Below are 14,058 nucleotides of genomic sequence, written 5' to 3'. Positions count from 1 at the left end.
CCATCATGACCACTCCACAAGAATCCCGGGAGACACTTCTTCCCGCCTACTTTGGTGAGTTCGGCGGACAGTTTGTCCCCGAGTCGCTCATCCCTGCCCTCGACCAACTCGAGCAAGCCTTCGTCGATGCACAGAATGACCCCTCCTTCCGTGAGGAGCTTTCTGGCTACCTCCGCGACTACCTCGGCCGCCCCACCCCTCTTACTGAGGCCACCAAACTTGGCGGCAAGGCTCGTATCTTCCTCAAGCGCGAAGACCTGGTTCACGGCGGCGCCCACAAGACCAACCAAGTCATCGGCCAAGCCCTCCTGGCAAAGCGCATGGGCAAGACCCGCATCATTGCCGAAACCGGCGCTGGCCAACACGGAACCGCCACAGCCCTCGCCTGTGCGCTCCTCGATCTCGAGTGCGTGGTGTACATGGGCGCCAAGGACGTCGCCAGGCAGCAGCCCAATGTCTACCGCATGGAACTGATGGGCGCGAAGGTTATCCCCGTCGACTCCGGCTCGGGCACTCTCAAGGACGCGGTTAATGAGGCCCTCCGCGATTGGACTGCCACCTTCCACGAATCTCACTACCTCCTCGGCACCGCCGCGGGACCACATCCATTCCCGACCATCGTGCGCGAGTTCCACAAAGTGATCTCCGAAGAAGCCAAGGCCCAAATGATTGAACGCACCGGCGGGCTTCCCGACGTCGTCGTGGCCTGCGTCGGCGGCGGTTCCAATGCCATCGGCATGTTCGCGGATTTCATCGATGAGGAATCTGTTGAGCTCGTAGGCGCAGAGCCTGGGGGAGAGGGACTCGATTCCGGCCGCCACGGCGCCACGATTAACAATGGCACCATCGGCATCCTCCACGGCGCACGTTCCTACCTCATGCGGAACTCTGAAGGCCAAGTGGAAGAATCCTATTCCATCTCTGCCGGCCTCGACTATCCGGGCGTCGGCCCGCAGCACGCCCACCTTTCTCAGACGGGCCGCGCGACCTACGTCGGCATTACCGACGCCGAAGCGCTCGAAGCCTTCCAACTTCTCAGCCGCCGCGAGGGAATCATCCCGGCCCTCGAGTCCTCCCATGCCCTGGCCTACGCCCTCAAGCGCAAGGAGGAAGACATCACAATCCTCGTTTCCCTGTCCGGCCATGGCGACAAAGACATCGACCACGTCCGACGCACCCTCGACGAACAGCCCGAACTCAAGCTCCCGGAGGATCACTAATGAGCCGCTACGAGAAACTCTTTTCCACACTAGCCTCGCGCAATGAAGGCGCATTTGTCCCCTTCATTATGCTTAGCGACCCTGACCCAGACACCGCCCTGACCATCGTCCGGGCAGCCGTCGCCGGTGGGGCCGACGCTCTCGAGCTCGGAGTACCATTCTCCGACCCGGTAGCCGACGGCCCCACCATCCAGGCCTCACACATTCGCGCCCTCTCGGGAGGTGCCACTGTCGATTCCGCGCTTAGCCAAATCCGCGAGATTCGCGCTGAGTTTCCGGATCTTCCCATCGGCATGCTCATTTACGGCAACGTGCCCTTCACCCGCGGCCTCGATACCTTTTACTCCGAGTTCCAAGAGGCAGGCGCCGACAGCATTTTGATTCCCGACATCCCCGTCCGCGAAGGCGCCCCCTTCGTCGCTGCTGCCGACAAGGCCGGTATTGACCCGATCTTCATCGCACCCGCACAAGCCTCCGAGCAGACCCTCGCCGGCGTAGCCAAATATTCAAAGGGCTATATCTACGCCATCTCGCGCGATGGTGTCACCGGTACTGAGAAGGAGTCTGAGACCCAGGGGCTTGATGAGGTCGTCGCAAACGTCACTCGCTTTGGCGGTGCTCCCATTCTCTTGGGCTTCGGCATTTCCACGCCACAGCACGTCGCCGACGCGATTGCCGCTGGTGCCGCCGGCGCAATTACCGGTTCCGCCCTGACCAAAATCATCGACGCACACCTCGACGACAACCGCAAACCAACGCCAGGGCTTTCCGACGCCGTCACCGCTTTCGTTTCCGACATGAAGGCCGCCACCAAACGCGACGACTAGTAAGCCATTGCCTCCCCAAGGCCTCCTCTCCATCCTCTTGGAGCAGGGGGCCGTTTCACGTGAAACACTGCGCAACTGATACACCGTCATCTGCTTTTACCACTCTCTCGACCAACCCCTTCTCCGATCGTTGCCCCTGACGCCGGTTCTCAGTTAAACAACGTCGATGAATCAGCGTGCCGCCTGCGTCGTCAGCGAGGACGATCCGCATTTTCCTCTCCCCATGGCGCCGCCACCTTTTCGTCGTCTATGGCGACGAAGAAGCTTTGTCCTAGGGCAGACAATCGTCCCGCCGGCGTCGTCGTTTCTAACGACGATAGGAAAAGCACCAACCCCAAGCCTCTGCATTCCGCCGGGATCCTAGCCACTCATCATCGTCGTCTAGTTCGACGAACAAGCCAGCCTCATCTTCGCACTAACCCTCTAGAAGGGAATATCGTCACCGCTGGTGTTGTCGCGGTCTGCCGGGTCGGTCATATCAAAGACTTCCACGATCTCACCGTTATCCAACTCCACCTTCAGCGCTTTGGCATCCTCATGCATCTTTGCCCTATGTGCCATAACATCCTCCGCAACAGTGCGCGCCCACCTGCGCATCGATGGTGCAAGCGGGCCTGTGGCTTGTGTGGTCACCCAACTGCCATCAGCTAGCAACCACACCACATCACCGGTAACGGGGTCCAGAATATAAAAGGCCCTGCCTTCGGTCTTCATATTGTGATGACGCTGGCACAAACACACCAAGTTATCTGGATGTGTTGGCCCACCCTCGGCGTAATTGATCCGATGATCTAGCTGACACATCCACGCTGGGACATCACAGTTGCCAGCCCGACACGTCCCATCACGCCCCTCAACGTACTTACGCACAAAATCAGACGGACGATAAGAATCAGACGCTTCTGGCATCTGGCTTAAATCCCGCTCAACCACCTTGGCTGCTGGTATATCCTCACCACGCCACCCGTGGCCCTGAACAAAGACCGGTGCCCCCTCCACATCAGACGCCTTATAGGTATGCACCACCACTTTTCCCACCTCAGGCTCCACTGTGCCCGATAGCAACAGCACCATGGCATCCGCCATGGATACCTCATGCTTTTTAGCGGTTTCTTTAATCAGCTCATGGATGACCACACCCACAGTGGAATCAACTTCTAACTCAAGAAAGGCACGCTGGCCTCGAGTGAGGATGGAATAGCGGTTCTTTTTACGCGTATCACGAAACGCGACTGAATCATCTAATACTTTGGCGATATCGCGCACCCGGCGCCGAATTTGGCTCGCTGTCGGAAACACCTGATTAGGCCGCTTGGGCACAAACCAGCCGGACAGCTTCTCATCAATTTCTGCCACCACCTTCCGTGTAGGATGCCCCAGCTTTGACATCACCTCATCTATCGCCACCAACGACGCCATATCCAACAAGGCCTGGGCATCCTGCAGCGCTTTAACCTTCGGTAACTCTTCAAGCCGAAGAACCCCCATCACATGCTGAGCTACCTGCCTCTGTGTCTTCGCCGTCTTTACCCCCAGCTTCATCACCTCACTATCAGAATCAGCCTCCAAAGCCGGAAGATTATGTAACCAAAACTCGTACTCCGCGCGCCGCAGAAACATCCCCGCAACACATACCGGATCATCAGGATTCGAATGAGAAAAATACGCCAACGGAACAGAAGCAGAAGTTGTTGTTGTGGTTGCCACCATAAGTGACCCACCCCTTAAATACTAGAAAATACGAACATGCTTTCTAGCCACCACACTACCCAACCACCCCGACACCACACCAGACCCCTAAACACACCGGCGCACCTAGACCAAAACAACACGCCCATTCGAACATACTCTTGCCAACACCACATATAGACGGCAAATTATCAAACACCCCACACCATAATGTGACAAACGACACACAATAGAAACCAGAAATGGAGTTGGGGGAGGCGTCGCTAAGCACTGTGTTGACTACACCATCGAACAAACCCAAAGCACTCGACAGAGCTTCACGGTTAAGCCGGAAAACGACTGAACCCCCAACCCGTCAGGGAAGGGGGCGGGAGTTTCACGTGAAACTTAAGCCGTAGCGACCTCTCCGTCGGCGGCCTTTGCCTCCGGTTCAGAATCGATGCCGTCGATCTTGTCGCGAGCGAAACGATCAACAATCATGGCGATAGCGCCGTCGCCGGTAACATTGGCCGCGGTACCCACGGAGTCGATAGCAATGTATGCAGCAATCATCAGCGCCACCATGGAATCATCAAAGCCCATATTGGACTGCAAGAGACCCACAGCCACCATCACAGCACCACCAGGGACGCCCGGTGCTGCAATCATCATAATGCCCAGCAGAAGGATGAAGCTCAAGGCCTTTCCTAGATCGCCGTCCATGTCAGGTGCCATAAAGACGATAGCGAAGGCATACAGCGTCAGTTTCATCATCGAACCGGACAAGTGAATGGTGGCGCAGAGTGGAATGACGAAGCCGGCAACCGGCTTGGAAATGCCGTTCTTCAGAGCGGAGTCAAGGGAGACCGGAATGGTCGCGGCGGAAGACGAGGTACCCAACGCTGTGAAGTAAGCGGGCGCCATATTCTTCATTGCCGTGAACGGATTCTTCCCTGCAATGGCACCGGCTACTAGGTACTGGAATACCAAGTACACCAGCGTCATCACCACTGAGAGCAAGAGCACCTTGGCAAAGGCAAGGATGACCGTGCCGATGTTGCCATTCATACCCAGGGTCAGGAAGATACCGAAAATGTAGATCGGTAGCAATGGAATGACGAAACCCCAGATAACCTTGATAACGACTCCTTCGAACTCTTTCGAGAGGGTGTAGAGGTTATCGGACTTCACCGTTGTCATCGCCACACCAACACAGAAGGAGAGAAGAAGCGCCGTCATCACCTCGAACGGTGCCGGCATCAAAACCTCGAAGTATGGCTCGAGGGCCCCTTCATCAATATCAGCAACATCGGTATTGAGCGTTTGGCCCTTGAGCATCACGGGATAAAGTACCTGGGTCAGCCCATAGGCCACCAGGCCCGAAACGATGGTGGAACCGTAGGAAATACCTGCGGTAATGCCAAGCCACTTACCTGCGCCGCGGCCAAGACCAGCAATGGCGGGGGCCACGAGGGCAAAAATCAAAACTGGGATAAAGAAGCCCAAGAAATTGGAGAACAGCCCGTTGAAGGTGGCGAAGGTTCTACCGAACCATTCGGGTGCAAACTGGCTTGCAATGATGCCCAAGATAATCGCCACGATGATCTTGAACAACAGAGAGTTGAGAACACTCTTGAATGACATGATTGATTCTTTTCTATGGTTGGAACCACGTGGATTTCCATCGCTCGGTAATGAACGCTTTATTATCTACCGAGCGACACGAAATGTATATTACAGGAGCGACCTCATAATTTGAACCGGCTTTCTCGCTAGGCAGCGGGAGAGATAGACTAGTGCACATGCTCGTAGTCGGAATCCTCTTCTTCATCCTCGCCGCAGTTCTTGTGATCGTGGGCGGTCTCGCATCGCTGCGCAAGCTTCCAGGCAATAGTGTCGTCGGCCTGCGCCTAGCGGAAATTCGCAAAAGTAAGGAAGCATGGGATAATGCACACGCCGTTGCCGGACCTTTTTGGGCACTCGGCGGGGTCGCGCTCATCTTCGGCGGCTTCGTGGCACTGAGAGCCGAAGGCTGGATGTGGCTTATCCCCGCCGCGACGTTCATCGTTGCGGTATTACTGCTTTCCATTGGTTCCAACATGGGTGCCCGCGCAGCCTACTTGTGGGATCAAGCGCACAAAGATGATGAGGGCTGCGCGGATTCCTGCACTTGCGGCGACGATGGTTGTGGGGATGATGCACCGCCGGCAGTCGATGTCTCCGCGGTCCGCGCGGCTGCCAAACACTCCGATGAGCAAAAGAATGTTTAAGGCACAGTGACGTAACGCCATTAGGTTTCTGGACGGACGAGTTTACGTCACAACGAAATGATAATTGGACTTTTCTGATGGTAGGCCCGCGCTATCATCGGGAAGGTCCTTTTGTGTATCTGGTCACGAGCTGTCAAGATGACCAGAGGTAAGTGGGAGACTTGAGCTTGCGCGTGACAATGATGGGGGTTGCAGAGGACGATGGTCTTTATGACTAACAGACAGCGAAACAAGACTCTTCAGATTTTCGCCGCAGCGGCGTTGAGCCTCACGGTCCTGGGCGCCGGCGCCTCCTACGCTATGGCCGTCGATCCACGTGGTGCGAAAACGGCAGCACAGGCTGGAACGATCTACAGCGACGTAGGAACCTCATATGGCTCCTACGATTTTAGCGGCAGCACCGAACGTGAGGTTCCCGTGTGGAAGGGTGAGATCGGATAAGGTAGGGCCCATGACTACGTGTTCTCGCCGCCTGTTCCTCCTCGGCTCCGCCACCACCTTCGCAGGCGCATACCTCGCCGCCTGCGGCAAGCAGCCCTCAGCTGAAATCGCCGCCACTGAGATTCCCGTTGGGTCTGCCATCATCGTGGACAAGGTAATTTTTGCCCAACCGACCGAAGGCGAGTTCAAGGCCTATTCCCAAACCTGTCCGCACCAGCAATCCCTCATTACCAAGATTGAAGGGATGACGGCGACGTGCACGAGCCACTATTCGAGCTTCGACCTGTCTACAGGTGAAGTCACGGGCGGCCCGAGCCCGAAGCCACTCACGGAGTACGGCGTTGAAAACGACGGCGGAACGGTAAGGAACGTCAGCAGCTAACGCCGCGGCAGCGTTTCACGTGAAACATATGAGGGCGTCTACACTCTGATATATGCTTGAGCGTCTTAAAAACCTCGACCCCCTCATTCTCCTCATCCTGTGCGCCGTCGCGATTGCGATCGTGTTCCCCGCCCGTGGCGAATTCGCGGATACCTTCGATGTCCTAACCAATATCGGCATCGCGCTCCTTTTCTTTCTATACGGAGCACGACTCTCTACGCGTGAGGCGATTAATGGCATCAAGCACTGGAAACTGCATCTCACCATCCTCGCTTTTACCTTTGCTGTATATCCCCTTATCGGTCTCGCCCTGAGACCCCTCACAGCCTTCATGCCCAACGACCTCTATTTGGGCATCTTGTACCTCACGCTTGTGCCATCAACCGTGCAGTCCTCTGTGGCATTCACGTCCGTCGCGAAGGGAAATGTCGCCGGCGCGATCGTGTCTGCATCGGCGTCAAACTTGGCGGGCGTCATCCTCACGCCACTTCTCGTTATGGCACTCATGGGTGCAGGAGACGGTATCCACATCGACAGCGCGGTCTTCCTCGAAATCTCAATGCTCTTGCTCCTGCCCTTCGCGCTGGGCCAACTCACTCGGAGGTGGGTCGGCACGATCGCCGCAAGTAAGGCCACGAAGGTGGTGGACCGAGGCTCCATCGCCATGGTTGTCTACGCAGCCTTTTCAAAAGGAATGGTGGATGGCATGTGGTCACAGATTAGCGTCTGGCAAATCCTCTTCCAGATTTTCTTCTCGACGGTTTTCGTGTTTTTCATGCTCTGGCTCACCAAGGCCGTAAGCAAGCAACTCGGGTTTAGCCGTGAAGATACGATTGCTATCCAATTCTGTGGTTCGAAGAAATCACTGGCCACGGGGCTGCCGATGGCCTCGGTTATTTTTGCTTCCGGTAGCACGTCGCTAGGACTGCTCATCCTCCCGCTCATGATTTACCACCAGGTGCAGCTCATGATCTGCGCGTCTGTGGCATCGCGCTATGCGCGGGTAGAGTGAGGCACCATGAAAACCCTCTACGTTCGAACAACCTTGACCATCCCAGGGGCCGGCACAGCTATCCATATTGCAGAAATGCAGGAGATTAGTGACACCGCCTGCTCCATGCAGCGCATCATAGCGCTCGCGCCGGATGACTCCATCGCGGGTGCAGCGACCCCCCATGCGTCGGTAGGCAATGCAGATATCCCACAACAGGTGGTCCCGCACCCCAATACCTACGATGAATTCCCGGATATTGAGGCCGAGTTTGTCAGCACCCTCGAGTTTCACTCCCTGTGGACCGAAGCTACCGCCCTCTACGGCGAGATTTAACAGACCCAATTCACAAGGAGCATGTAGAACGCGGTACCGCTGAAAATGGATAAACCGGAGTTTCGGCGCCACAGATGGAGCCCCGCAGTAAAGGCAGCTCCGGCCAGGGGCGCGATGGGGCTTCCCATGTCACGGGATGCACCAAATAAGGTATAGACCACCAAAACGGTCATTACGCCTATTGGCATTGTGAACCCCAGCATGGAAATGAACTGGCTTCCCTTAAGGGCCTTGACAAAGGCGAAGGGCAACCAGCGCAACAGAACTGTCACGATGCCAACGGGAATAAGCACCGCCAGAATCGCGGAAAGGGTCACTCCGGCTGGCACGATGCCTCCTTACGCAGGACCATCGCGGAATCCAGGCGCGGGGAGAGATAGCGTGCGACGAGCATGAGGAAGTACGCGGTCAGCGCCACCATGAGGAGCTGACCGGGGAAGAGGAATCCGGCAAGGATGCCCAGAGCCGCCGCCGACAACGGCAGCGAGTAGTCCTTGTTGTTCTGGAAGGAATCAATCGCCAGGACAACGAAAAGAGCGACAAGGGCGAAATCGAGGCCCTTTACCGAGGGCGGAATAGCCTGACCCGCCAGAGCACCGATGATGCCGGCACCAACCCACAGGATTTGGCAAAACAACTGCACCGAGAACACGAAGGTGACACTAGGGCGCGAATGTCGGGGGAGGGCGGAGATGACGGCGTAGGATTCGTCGGTAAGCGCATAGGTGGAGTAGGCACGGCCGAGTGGACTGCGGATCGCATCCCGCGGAAAGGTAAGACCATAAAAGAGGTGCCGGAAGTTCACCATGAAACCAGTAAGCGCCGCAACTCCCGGGGTTACTCCGCCGGTGACCATAGAGATCGCCAGAAACTCCATGGAACCGGCGTAAATAACGATGGAGAAGACTGGGGTCCACCACCAGTCAAACCCGGTTTGAACCATGAGCACACCGAAGGCCAGGCCGAGCGGAACCACGCCCACCGCGATGGCCATGCAGGTCTTCACTGCCGCAGCTATCTCCGAACGCATGGAGAAAATGCTAGTTCACGGTGCGTTGCGAGGGCCTAATTATCTTCGTCGATGTAGCGCGGGAAGGTAGAAAAGAGCGGCAACGGCATGGCCTGGCGCTTCATGACGTCCGACCAGGTGTCGGTCGAGCCAGAAGACACCACGTCCTGGGGAAGGGCGGGGGCAACGTACCAATCGCCGCGATCGATTTCCTCATCGAGTTCGCCGGGGCCCCACTCGAAATGACCGGCGAAGAGCCGCATGCCGTCAACCAGTTCGGTCACGGCATCGGGGCCCACGCGCAGATCGACAAGCGCCACACGCGGAGCGAGACGGCTCAGCGAAGGCTGCTTCTCAATGTCCACGCCTTGGCGCGTCATGGCCACACCAATGGCTGCCTGCTGATTATGCGGGCCACCGATGTAGAGGGCCTGAGGTTTGGCCACCGCGGGCAGCCATTCCGGCATGACGTTAAAGACGGCCATCTCGGAGCGCTTGGTCAGGTCCACGCCATACGTGCGACCAGCATGTTGCTCCGTGATGAGGACAACGGAGCGGTTGTAGTGCGGCACGAGGATATCGGGAGCCGCAACAAGGAGTTGGCCAGGGGCTGGGTCGTTGCGCTCAAGGGCGTTGAAGAGTCTATCTGCGTACATCCCTATCTAGAATTCCACCACTCGCGCAGCTTCGCAATAGCAACGTCGCGCTCCAGAGGACCTTCTTCGAGGCGAAGCTCCTTGAGGTAGGACCACGCCTGGCCCACTTCCGGGCCGGGCTGGAGACCGAGGATCTCCATGATCTCGTTGCCATCAAGGTCAGGGCGCACGCGGGCGAGATCTTCCTTCGCCGCGATATCCGCGATGCGTTCCTCCAGCTCATCATAGGTACGCTGGAGGCGGCGGGCCTTTCGTGCGTTGCGGGTGGTGCAGTCTGCGCGCACCAGCTTGTGCAGGCGGGGAAGGAGATCGCCAGCATCGGTGACATAGCGGCGCACAGCGGAGTCAGTCCACTGTCCATCACCGAAACCATGGAAGCGCATGTGCAGGTACACCAGCTGGCCGATGTCCTCCGTTACGGCCTTGGGGAACTTGAGCTTGCGAAGGCGCTTGCGGGTGAGCTTGGCGCCCACGACCTCGTGGTGGTGGAAACTCACCTTGCCATCGGTGGTGTCGCGGGTATCGGGCTTGCCAATGTCGTGCAGCAGGGCGGCCCACCGAAGAATAAGATCGGGGCCTTCTTCTTCCTGCTCCATAGCCTGGCGCAGCACGGTGAGCGAGTGGGCATACACGTCCTTGTGCTGTGCATGCTCGTCGGGAGCCATGCGCAGGGCCGGAATCTCCGGGAAGATGTAATCCGCAATGCCAGTCTCCACGAGCAGGTCAATGCCCTTCCACGGCGCGGTGCCACAGATAAGTTTGTTGAGCTCGACCTGCACGCGCTCCACGGTAATGCGCTGGATTTCGCCAGCCATGTCAGTCATGGCGTCGCGCACGCGCTTGGCGACGTCAAACTCCACCTGCGCCGCGAATCGTGCCGCGCGGAGCATGCGGAGGGGATCGTCGTGGAAAGAAATCTCAGGCGCGTCCGGGGTATCGAGGATGCGGTCCGCCAGGTGCTTGAGGCCTCCCATCGGGTCGTGGAACTCCCGGGTTCCGTCTGGACGCAGCTCAATAGCCATGGCATTGACCGTGAAATCGCGGCGCACGAGATCGCCTTCGAGGGTATCGCCGTACACGACCTCGGGGTTGCGGGAATCGCCATCGTAGCTATCGGAGCGGAAGGTGGTGATCTCGATCTGCTGGCCCTTATACGCAGCGGAGACGGTCCCATAGTCGATGCCGGTGTCCCAGACGGTCTCTGCCCATTCCTCGAGGATGGAGTAGACCACGTCCGGGCGAGCCGGGGTAGTGAAGTCGAGGTCGTTGCCCAGGCGGCCTAGGAGTGCGTCGCGGACGGAGCCGCCGACGAGGTAGAGGGGGGCGTCGTGAAGCGCAAAGCGATCCACCAGCCCCTGGAGGAGGCCACTGAGCTGGTTGAGGGAGGCGTCTGCGCGGGCGAGAACGCCGATTAGCTGAGTGTCCTGAAAATTCACGGATCGAAGTCTACTACGATTAGCAGGGATGACTAAGAACACGCCAGGACCCAAGCGCCGTCGCCGGCGGGGCTCGGGTAACCGGAACCGCCGCTCGGGACGCCCGCAGCGCACGTCCACCAACCGCATGACCACGCGGGATGAGACGTCTGCGGGCGGTCTTGTCGTGTCTGGATTGGCCGAGGCCGTGGGTGAGGACGGCAACGTGGACCTCTCCCAGATTTATGTCGCGCTCATTGGCCGGCTGGATCGTCGCGGCCGTCTGCTGTGGTCCATGCCGAAGGGCCACGTGGAAAATGACGAACCTAAGGAGCTCACCGCCGAACGCGAGGTGTGGGAAGAGACCGGAATCCACGGCAAGGTCTTCGCCGACCTGGGCATGATTGATTATTGGTTCGTCTCCGATGGCGTCCGTATTCACAAAACCGTGCACCATCATCTGCTGCGCTTTGAGGACGGCATCATGAATGATGAGGACCCGGAGGTCACCGAGGTCTCCTGGATCCCCGTCTCTGAGCTCATCGAGCACTTGGCTTACGCGGATGAGCGCAAACTCGCGCGCATTGCCCATGACCTCCTGCCGGATCTCGCGCGAAAGGAAGCCGCCGCAGGAAAGGCGACCCCACGGTGAGCCGGCAAGGGTGGCGCATAGCGCTGGCTGCGGCGCTAGCGCTCGGAGGCCTCGCCCCGGTGGCACAGGCAGAAACCCCCGACGACAGCCTGGCGGATTCGCAGTATTGGCTGGGCTCCCGAGGCCCTGATGAGCTGGAACTCAGCCTCCTCAGCGCCAGTGAAGCGCGGGTAGGGGAGACCGGTGAGGTCACGCTGCGTATCCATAACCCAACCGACAGCGCAGTGGACAACCTGCAGGTGACAACCCGACGCAGCGATGCGGTGGGCTCGACCACGCAGGCCCGCCAAGAGCTGGCTGCGGGTTCCTTTCCTTATTATGGCCCCTCCATCACGGCCGGCGAGCTCAAGCCAGGGGAGAGTCGCGACGTCACCGTTGCCGTACCTACGGCATTGGGGGAGGATTCCACGCTCGCCATTACGGAACCCGGCGCGTACCCGCTGCTCTTTACCCTGACCGGCACTCGTGATGGCCAGGCGGCGAGCTTTGCGGAGGAGCGGACGATCCTGGATTTTCAGGGAGACCGGGAAGCCCCAGAGAAACCTCGCGCCTTTTCCCTTATTTATCCACTCACCGCACAGGTTGACGTGGTGCCGGGTGATACGGGCGGCCAGGATCTCATTCTGGAAAGCGAGCAACTGCCGCAGCAGATGGCACCGGGTGGGCGTTTGGACCAGTTGCTCGACGCCTACCTGGAGCACGATCTGCACGGTTCCGGGTGTGTGGCGGTGGACCCGGCGCTTGTCGACGCCGCCGACCGCATCGCATCCGGCTACACCGTCCACGAGACCCGGCCTTCCATCGCGCAGCGCCCGAAGCGCTTACGTGATTCTTGGTTCTCCGGTTCTGATTCGGACCGCGGTGAACCGGGAACCGGCTCCGAAGACGCTGCCGCTTGGCTGGAAAAGCTCAAGAGCGTGGATTGCCGCATGCTTCTTCCGTGGGCCAATGCCAATACGGATGCCGTGGCCCGGGTGGGCAATGAGTGGCTCACGCATGAGGCCGTGGAGAAGGGCCAGGAGACCGTCGAGCGGGTGCTGGGAGCTCCTCTCAACACGACGCTCACCGCGCCAGCCTCGGGCACGAGTGAGCATAAATTCACCGTGCCGTTTCTTCTTGCGGATAACTCCGCGTGGTCCGGTGAGGCAGTGACATTCGACGCATCCCTCGGCGCCCTGCTCGCCCAAACCGGGTCTTACCCACAGACGACGGGCTATTCCAACCCGGAACTGCGCTATGACTTTGCAGAGGACTCGGAGCAGGCGAGGGCGCTGACGGCGGGGGCGTCGATAAGCGTGGCGGCGCACGAAGCGGAGCAGGCCAGTGAAGGTGAGCGCGACGGTGTGGTGGCCAAGCTGCCGAACTACCAGGATCCTGCCGCCGCACGCGCCGTGGTGGAAGCCGCACAGCGTCTTTTGGACTCAGGGCACATGACGCCGCGGCCCGTCACCGCGCTGCCGATGGAGACCAGCCAGGGCGAGCCTGGTAGCCCGTATACCAACCCTGCGGCCTTCCACGACGCGGAGATTACGCAGGTCAGGCAGCAATCACGCTACACGGATGAGCTCATGTCCATCATGACCAACGATCCAGGTATTGCCATGACGCGCTACCAGTTCACGGTTCCGCTGCGTCGAGACCTCCTCGCCGTGCTGAGTGATACCGGTCGCACCAGCCTGCGCGGCTTCCGTCCAGCGGTGGAGGGCAGCCGCACACGCTTGGAGAAGAACGCAGATACGCTGCGTGAGCTGCGCGCCTCGGTCTCACTGATCCCGCCAGGCAATGTCTACACGCGTGTCTCAGAGTCCTCACCGCTACTCATTGTGGCTGAGAATGGGCTGCCGCTGCCTGTCGACGCCCACCTAGCCTACGACGCCCCCGACGGTTCCACACTCAACACACCAGACTCGGTTCACATCCCGGCCAAGGGATCCATTACCGTGTCCATGACCGCTGACCTGCCCAGCGACGCCGACCGTACCTCGCTTCGGCTGTGGCTGGCAACGCCCAGCCAGCCCGATGAACCCGATGAGCACCTGATTTCGGATCCTATCGATATCACCGTGCAGACGCGGGCCGGTATCGTTAGCGTCTATGGAGCCGGCATCGCCGCCGCGCTCGTTCTCGTCCTAGCCGCACTGTTCCGGCTGGGTAAGCGGAAGAAAAAGAACACTCACGGATAGTTTTCTCT

General features: G+C 58.9%; 15 protein-coding genes. 9 read left to right on the top strand and 6 right to left on the bottom strand.

The features are described 5' to 3' along the window. The first annotated feature begins 5 nt into the window (after nucleotides 1–5). Together trpB and trpA are read left to right on the top strand one after the other, a co-directional pair. The gene (gene trpB, locus I6J72_RS11580; protein ID WP_204099284.1) at nucleotides 6–1,220 is read left to right on the top strand and encodes a tryptophan synthase subunit beta; all 1,215 of its coding nucleotides are present in this window, start codon (nucleotides 6–8) and stop codon (nucleotides 1,218–1,220) included. After that, a complete protein-coding gene (gene trpA, locus I6J72_RS11575; protein WP_204099283.1) occupies nucleotides 1,220–2,047 on the top strand; it encodes a tryptophan synthase subunit alpha in 828 nt (275 codons plus the stop codon). The genes trpB and trpA overlap by 1 nt, the downstream gene beginning before the upstream one ends. 423 nt (nucleotides 2,048–2,470) lie before the next feature. On the opposite strand, the gene I6J72_RS11570 is transcribed toward trpA, so the two are convergent. Further along, the gene (locus I6J72_RS11570) at nucleotides 2,471–3,757 is read right to left on the bottom strand and encodes an HNH endonuclease signature motif containing protein (RefSeq protein ID WP_239107353.1); all 1,287 of its coding nucleotides are present in this window, start codon (nucleotides 3,755–3,757) and stop codon (nucleotides 2,471–2,473) included. A gap of 366 nt (nucleotides 3,758–4,123) precedes the next feature. Next, entirely contained in the window at nucleotides 4,124–5,359 is a 1,236-nt protein-coding gene (locus tag I6J72_RS11565) for a dicarboxylate/amino acid:cation symporter (RefSeq protein WP_204099282.1), read from the bottom strand. A gap of 158 nt (nucleotides 5,360–5,517) precedes the next feature. On the opposite strand from I6J72_RS11565, the gene I6J72_RS11560 reads away from it, so the two are divergent. The 5 genes from I6J72_RS11560 to I6J72_RS11540 all read left to right on the top strand — a co-directional run bounded on the left by I6J72_RS11560 (nucleotide 5,518) and on the right by I6J72_RS11540 (nucleotide 8,135). Then, a complete protein-coding gene (locus I6J72_RS11560; protein ID WP_204099281.1) occupies nucleotides 5,518–5,985 on the top strand; it encodes an SdpI family protein in 468 nt (155 codons plus the stop codon). A gap of 210 nt (nucleotides 5,986–6,195) precedes the next feature. Further along, nucleotides 6,196–6,426 (top strand): hypothetical protein, encoded by a 231-nt coding sequence (locus I6J72_RS11555; RefSeq protein WP_204099280.1) that lies wholly within the window; start codon nucleotides 6,196–6,198, stop codon nucleotides 6,424–6,426. Nucleotides 6,427–6,436: 10 nt separating this feature from the next. Next, entirely contained in the window at nucleotides 6,437–6,808 is a 372-nt protein-coding gene (locus tag I6J72_RS11550) for a Rieske 2Fe-2S domain-containing protein (RefSeq protein WP_115020824.1), read from the top strand. Nucleotides 6,809–6,860: 52 nt separating this feature from the next. Beyond that, nucleotides 6,861–7,820 (top strand): bile acid:sodium symporter family protein, encoded by a 960-nt coding sequence (locus I6J72_RS11545; RefSeq protein WP_204099279.1) that lies wholly within the window; start codon nucleotides 6,861–6,863, stop codon nucleotides 7,818–7,820. 6 nt (nucleotides 7,821–7,826) lie between these two features. Beyond that, nucleotides 7,827–8,135, top strand: coding sequence for a hypothetical protein (locus I6J72_RS11540; RefSeq protein ID WP_204099278.1), 309 nt, complete (start codon nucleotides 7,827–7,829; stop codon nucleotides 8,133–8,135). Here the strand turns inward: I6J72_RS11540 and I6J72_RS11535 are convergent. From I6J72_RS11535 to I6J72_RS11520, 4 genes are read right to left on the bottom strand one after another with little or no spacing between them, the layout of a single operon-like run. Further along, nucleotides 8,132–8,464: a branched-chain amino acid transporter permease gene (locus I6J72_RS11535; protein ID WP_204099277.1), complete on the bottom strand. Its 333-nt coding sequence runs from the start codon at nucleotides 8,462–8,464 to the stop codon at nucleotides 8,132–8,134. The two genes, I6J72_RS11540 and I6J72_RS11535, sit on opposite strands and share 4 nt — an antisense overlap. Continuing rightward, on the bottom strand, nucleotides 8,449–9,165 hold the full coding sequence (locus I6J72_RS11530) for an AzlC family ABC transporter permease (protein WP_204099276.1): 717 nt from the start codon (nucleotides 9,163–9,165) through the stop codon (nucleotides 8,449–8,451). Before I6J72_RS11530 ends, I6J72_RS11535 begins: the two co-directional genes overlap by 16 nt. A 35-nt stretch (nucleotides 9,166–9,200) precedes the next feature. Then, nucleotides 9,201–9,800, bottom strand: a complete 600-nt coding sequence (locus I6J72_RS11525; RefSeq protein WP_204099275.1) for a YqgE/AlgH family protein — start codon at nucleotides 9,798–9,800, stop codon at nucleotides 9,201–9,203. Between the two features lie 2 nt (nucleotides 9,801–9,802). Continuing rightward, nucleotides 9,803–11,236: a CCA tRNA nucleotidyltransferase gene (locus I6J72_RS11520; protein WP_204099274.1), complete on the bottom strand. Its 1,434-nt coding sequence runs from the start codon at nucleotides 11,234–11,236 to the stop codon at nucleotides 9,803–9,805. A gap of 28 nt (nucleotides 11,237–11,264) precedes the next feature. Here I6J72_RS11520 and I6J72_RS11515 point away from each other — a divergent pair, with 28 nt between their 5' ends. Together I6J72_RS11515 and I6J72_RS11510 are read left to right on the top strand one after the other, a co-directional pair. Beyond that, nucleotides 11,265–11,867 carry an NUDIX hydrolase gene (locus I6J72_RS11515; RefSeq protein ID WP_115020838.1) on the top strand — a complete coding sequence of 201 codons (603 nt, stop codon included), beginning with the start codon at nucleotides 11,265–11,267 and terminating at the stop codon, nucleotides 11,865–11,867. Continuing rightward, a complete protein-coding gene (locus tag I6J72_RS11510; protein WP_239107350.1) occupies nucleotides 11,864–14,050 on the top strand; it encodes a hypothetical protein in 2,187 nt (728 codons plus the stop codon). Before I6J72_RS11515 ends, I6J72_RS11510 begins: the two co-directional genes overlap by 4 nt. Nucleotides 14,051–14,058: the final 8 nt, after the last annotated feature.

Origin of the sequence: Corynebacterium sp. FDAARGOS 1242 (genome assembly GCF_016889985.1) — a bacterium.
GTDB lineage: Bacteria > Actinomycetota > Actinomycetes > Mycobacteriales > Mycobacteriaceae > Corynebacterium > Corynebacterium minutissimum_B.
This window is presented reverse-complemented; position numbering and strand designations above follow the sequence as displayed.

Excerpts from the sequence above, each read along its gene's own strand:
- I6J72_RS11565 (WP_204099282.1), bottom strand. The coding sequence starts at position 5,359 with ATGTCATTCAAGAGTGTTCTCAACTCTCTGTTGTTCAAGATCATCGTG.
- I6J72_RS11515 (WP_115020838.1), top strand. The coding sequence starts at position 11,265 with ATGACTAAGAACACGCCAGGACCCAAGCGCCGTCGCCGGCGGGGCTCG.
- I6J72_RS11530 (WP_204099276.1), bottom strand. The coding sequence starts at position 9,165 with ATGCGTTCGGAGATAGCTGCGGCAGTGAAGACCTGCATGGCCATCGCG.
- I6J72_RS11550 (WP_115020824.1), top strand. The coding sequence starts at position 6,437 with ATGACTACGTGTTCTCGCCGCCTGTTCCTCCTCGGCTCCGCCACCACC.
- I6J72_RS11570 (WP_239107353.1), bottom strand. The coding sequence starts at position 3,757 with ATGGTGGCAACCACAACAACAACTTCTGCTTCTGTTCCGTTGGCGTAT.
- I6J72_RS11545 (WP_204099279.1), top strand. The coding sequence starts at position 6,861 with ATGCTTGAGCGTCTTAAAAACCTCGACCCCCTCATTCTCCTCATCCTG.
- I6J72_RS11525 (WP_204099275.1), bottom strand. The coding sequence starts at position 9,800 with ATGTACGCAGATAGACTCTTCAACGCCCTTGAGCGCAACGACCCAGCC.
- I6J72_RS11555 (WP_204099280.1), top strand. The coding sequence starts at position 6,196 with ATGACTAACAGACAGCGAAACAAGACTCTTCAGATTTTCGCCGCAGCG.
- trpA (WP_204099283.1), top strand. The coding sequence starts at position 1,220 with ATGAGCCGCTACGAGAAACTCTTTTCCACACTAGCCTCGCGCAATGAA.
- trpB (WP_204099284.1), top strand. The coding sequence starts at position 6 with ATGACCACTCCACAAGAATCCCGGGAGACACTTCTTCCCGCCTACTTT.
- I6J72_RS11540 (WP_204099278.1), top strand. The coding sequence starts at position 7,827 with ATGAAAACCCTCTACGTTCGAACAACCTTGACCATCCCAGGGGCCGGC.
- I6J72_RS11560 (WP_204099281.1), top strand. The coding sequence starts at position 5,518 with ATGCTCGTAGTCGGAATCCTCTTCTTCATCCTCGCCGCAGTTCTTGTG.